This is a genomic window from Streptomyces phyllanthi (genome assembly GCF_009377205.1).
Classification (GTDB): domain Bacteria; phylum Actinomycetota; class Actinomycetes; order Streptomycetales; family Streptomycetaceae; genus Streptomyces; species Streptomyces phyllanthi.
In genome coordinates, this window is the sequence record NZ_VJZE01000642.1 from 1 (window position 1) to 4,044 (window position 4,044).

The window sequence follows — 4,044 nt, forward strand, 5'->3', positions numbered from 1 at the left end:
CGGGTCCCAGCCGCCCTACGGGTCCCAGCCGCCGTACGGCACCCAGCCGCCCTACGGCGCGCAACCGCCGTACGGCACCCCGGCACCGTACGGGCAGCCGTACCCCCACCCGGGCCCGAACCAGTACTACGCCCCCATGCCGTTCCCGGTCACCATGCCGACCAGTGTGCGGGCCGCGCAGATCGTCATATGGGTGACGGGAGGGCTGAGCCTGCTGGTGGTGATCCTGGCGTCGATCACCGGCGGCGCGTACGAGGCGGGCCGCGCCATCGGCGGGAACCTGCTGGGCTGGCCCCTCTGCGTCATGGCCTTCTTCTACGCCCACTCGGGCAACGGCATGCGCGTCACCTCGATCGTGCTGGCGAGCATCCAGATCGTCTTCGCCCTGGGCAACGTGGCCAACGCCCTGAACGGTGAGGGCGGCGGTGGCGGCGGATTCGCCCTCATCGGCGCCATCACCACCGTCGTACTCCTCAGCCAGGGGAGCGCGGGACTGTGGTTCAAGCGGCCGAAGTACTGACGCCGCGCGATCGGGCGACGAGGGGCGCCCCCGCCACGGGAGGACGCCCCTGCGCTCTCGTCGGGCCCGCGAGCAGGCCGCGGGTCAGGCAGCCGTCAGGCCGCCGTCAGGCAGCGTGTTCCACGAAGCGCGCCGCCGTCTCCGCGAGGACCTCGCGGCCGTCGCGTGCCCACAGCCCGTCGTTGAAGAGCTCCACCTCGATGGGGCCGGTGTAGCCGGCCGCCTCGACGTAAGCCTTCCACTCCCGCATGTCGATCGCGCCGTCGCCGATCTGGCCCCGGCCGGTCAGCACGCCCTCGGGCAGCGGGGTGGTCCAGTCGGCGAGCTGGAAGGTGTGGATACGGCCGGAGGCCCCCGCGCGGGCGATCTGGGCAGGGGCGGTGTCGTCCCACCAGATGTGGTACGTGTCCACGGTCACGCCCACCTGGTCCGCCGGGAAGCGCTCCGCCAGGTCCAGGGCCTGGGCCAGCGTGGACACCACGCAGCGGTCCGAGGCGTACATCGGGTGCAGGGGCTCGATGGCCAGCCGTACGCCCCTCTCCGCGGCGTACGGGCCCAGCTCGGCCAGCGCGTCCGCGATGCGCTCCCGGGCGCCGTGCAGGTCCTTGGAGCCGGCCGGGAGGCCCCCGGAGACCAGGACCAGGGTGTCCGTGCCGAGCGTGGCCGCCTCGTCGATCGCCCGGCGGTTGTCGTCCAGGGCCCTGGCGCGCTCCTCCGGGTCGATCGCCGTGAAGAAGCCGCCCCGGCACAGGGTGGTGACGGCGAGACCCGCGTCGCGGACCAGCTTCGCCGTCGCCTCCACGCCGTACGACTGGACCGGCTCCCGCCACAGGCCGACACCCGGGACGCCCAGCTCCAGACAGGCGTCCACCAGGTCGGGCAGGGACAGCTGCTTCACCGTCATCTGGTTGATGGAGAAGCGGGACAGATCACCGATCGTGCTCACTGGGCCACCCCGTACACCGTCAGCAGGTTCCTCATCCGGGCCTCCGCCAGCGCCGGGTCCGGGAACAGGCCCAGTCCGTCGGCCAGTTCGTACGCCCGGGCGAAGTGCGGGAGCGAGCGGGCCGACTGCAGCCCGCCGACCATCGTGAAGTGCGACTGGTGGCCCGCCAGCCAGGCAAGGAAGACGACCCCCGTCTTGTAGAAGCGGGTGGGCGTCCGGAAGAGGTGGCGGGACAGCTCGACCGTCGGGTCGAGGAGCTCCCGGAAGCCCTTCACGTCACCCGTGTCCAGCACGCGGACCGCCTCGGCGGCCAACGGCCCCAGCGGGTCGAAGATGCCGAGCAGGGCGTGGCTGAAGCCCTTCTCGTCGCCCGCGATGAGCTCCGGGTAGTTGAAGTCGTCGCCGGTGTAGCAGCGGACGCCCTGCGGCAGCCTGCGCCGGAGGTCGATCTCGCGCTGCGCGTCCAGGAGCGAGACCTTGATGCCGTCCACCTTGTCCGGGTGCGCCGAGATCACCTCCAGGAAGGTGTCCGTGGCCGCGTCCAGGTCCGACGACCCCCAGTAGCCCTCCAGCGCCGGGTCGAACATCGGGCCGAGCCAGTGCAGGATCACCGGCTCGGAGGCCTGACGGAGCAGGTGGCCGTAGATCTCCAGGTAGTCCTCGGGACCCGAGGCCGCCGCCGCGAGGGCCCGCGACGCCATCAGGATCGCCTGGGCGCCGGACTCCTCGACGACGGCCAGCTGCTCCTCGTACGCCTTGCGGATCTCCACCGGCGAGCCGGCGGTGAGCTGGTCCGTCCCCACCCCGCACGCGATCCGGCCGCCGACCGCCTTCGCCTCGGCGGCGCTGCGGCGGATCAGCTCCGCCGCGCCCGCCCAGTCGAGGCCCATCCCGCGCTGGGCGGTGTCCATGGCCTCGGCGACGCCCAGGCCGTGCGACCACAGATGGCGGCGGAACGCGAGGGTCGCGTCCCAGTCCACGGCGGCGGGCGAGTCGGGGGACACGTCCGCGTACGGGTCGGCCACGACGTGCGCGGCCGAGAAGACCGTACGGGAGACGAAGGGCGCGCCCGTGGTGAGGGCGAGCGGTTCCGCTCGGGGGGTGTAGGTGCGCAACTCCCCACCGGCACCCGGCAGTCGGATCGTCACAGCTGGATCTCCGGTACGTCGAGACGGCGGCCCTCGGCCGAGGACTTCAGGCCCAGTTCGGCGAGCTGGACGCCGCGGGCGCCGGCCAGCAGGTCCCAGTGGTAGGGCGCGTCGGCGTAGACGTGCTTGAGGAACAGCTCCCACTGGGCCTTGAAGCCGTTGTCGAACTCCTCGTTGTCCGGGACCTCCTGCCACTGGTCGCGGAAGGAGTACGTCGCCGGGATGTCCGGGTTCCAGACGGGCTTGGGGGTGGTGCTGCGGTGCTGGACACGGCAGTTGCGCAGACCGGCCACGGCCGAGCCCTCCGTGCCGTCCACCTGGAACTCGACCAGCTCGTCGCGGTTGACGCGTACGGCCCAGGAGGAGTTGATCTGGGCGATGGCGCCGCCCTCCAGCTCGAAGACGCCGTACGCGGCGTCGTCGGCGGTGGCGTCGTACGGCTTGTCCTGCTCGTCCCAGCGCTGCGGGATGTGGGTGGCGGTGAGGGCCTGTACGGACGTGACCCGCCCGAAGAGCTCGTGGAGGACGTACTCCCAGTGCGGGAACATGTCGACGACGATGCCGCCGCCGTCCTCGGCGCGGTAGTTCCAGGAGGGGCGCTGGGCGGGCTGCCAGTCGCCCTCGAACACCCAGTAGCCGAACTCGCCGCGCACGGAGAGGATGCGGCCGAAGAAGCCGCCGTCGATGAGGCGCTTGAGCTTGAGCAGGCCCGGGAGGAAGAGCTTGTCCTGGACGACGCCGTGCTTGACGCCGGCCTCGTTCGCGAGCCGGGCCAGCTCCAGGGCGCCCTCCAGACCGGTGGCGGTCGGCTTCTCGGTGTAGATGTGCTTGCCGGCGGCGACCGCCTTCTTGATCGCCTCCTCGCGGGCCGAGGTGACCTGCGCGTCGAAGTAGATGTCCACGGTCTCGTCGGCGAGGACCGCGTCCACGTCCGTCGCCCAGTGGTCCAGGCCGTGCTGCTCGGCGAGGGCCTTGAGGGCGTGCTCACGGCGGCCGACGAGGATCGGCTCGGGCCACAGCACGGTGCCGTCGCCCAGATCGAGACCGCCCTGCTCGCGGATGGCCAGGATGGACCGGACGAGGTGCTGGCGGTAGCCCATGCGCCCCGTCACGCCGTTCATGGCGATACGCACCGTCTTGCGTGTCACGTCATTCCCTTCGTACGCGCCGTGCGCCGCGTACGCCCATGTGGATGACTGGACAGATGAGCGTTACAGCAAGCGCTTTCTATGACATGAGACGCTAGCCTCTGTGCGGCACATCGGACAAGACCGCGCGGGCGAGGAGTTTGCACGCTTTGGTATACGGCTTTCCGTGCGGCGGCATGCGGCGGCGTGCGGGTGCCGGGGGTGAGCGCCCGAGGCGGGATGCGCGTGGCGGGTCGTACGCGGCGGGGCGCGTCCGTGCGGGGTGTGGGCGAGGGTGTGGGC

Annotated in this window: 4 protein-coding genes; 1 reads left to right on the forward strand and 3 read right to left on the reverse strand. The window is 71.6% G+C overall.

The features are described 5' to 3' along the window. Positions 1–520, forward strand: a 520-nt coding sequence (locus FNH04_RS47005; protein ID WP_194237003.1) for a hypothetical protein, incomplete at its 5' end; no start/stop codon positions are given. Between the two features lie 106 nt (positions 521–626). On the opposite strand, the gene FNH04_RS42645 is transcribed toward FNH04_RS47005, so the two are convergent. The 3 genes from FNH04_RS42645 to FNH04_RS42655 are packed head-to-tail and all read right to left on the reverse strand — an operon-like array spanning position 627 to position 3,762. Then, a complete protein-coding gene (locus tag FNH04_RS42645) occupies positions 627–1,424 on the reverse strand; it encodes a sugar phosphate isomerase/epimerase family protein (RefSeq protein WP_152791612.1) in 798 nt (265 codons plus the stop codon). 38 nt (positions 1,425–1,462) lie between these two features. Beyond that, entirely contained in the window at positions 1,463–2,614 is a 1,152-nt protein-coding gene (locus FNH04_RS42650; protein WP_322725480.1) for a dihydrodipicolinate synthase family protein, read from the reverse strand. Next, positions 2,611–3,762: a Gfo/Idh/MocA family protein gene (locus FNH04_RS42655; RefSeq protein ID WP_322725482.1), complete on the reverse strand. Its 1,152-nt coding sequence runs from the start codon at positions 3,760–3,762 to the stop codon at positions 2,611–2,613. Before FNH04_RS42655 ends, FNH04_RS42650 begins: the two co-directional genes overlap by 4 nt. Positions 3,763–4,044: the final 282 nt, after the last annotated feature.

Bases quoted from the DNA above. Each gene is read 5' to 3' on its own strand.
- FNH04_RS42645 (WP_152791612.1), bottom strand. From the start codon at position 1,424: ATGACGGTGAAGCAGCTGTCCCTGCCCGACCTGGTGGACGCCTGTCTG.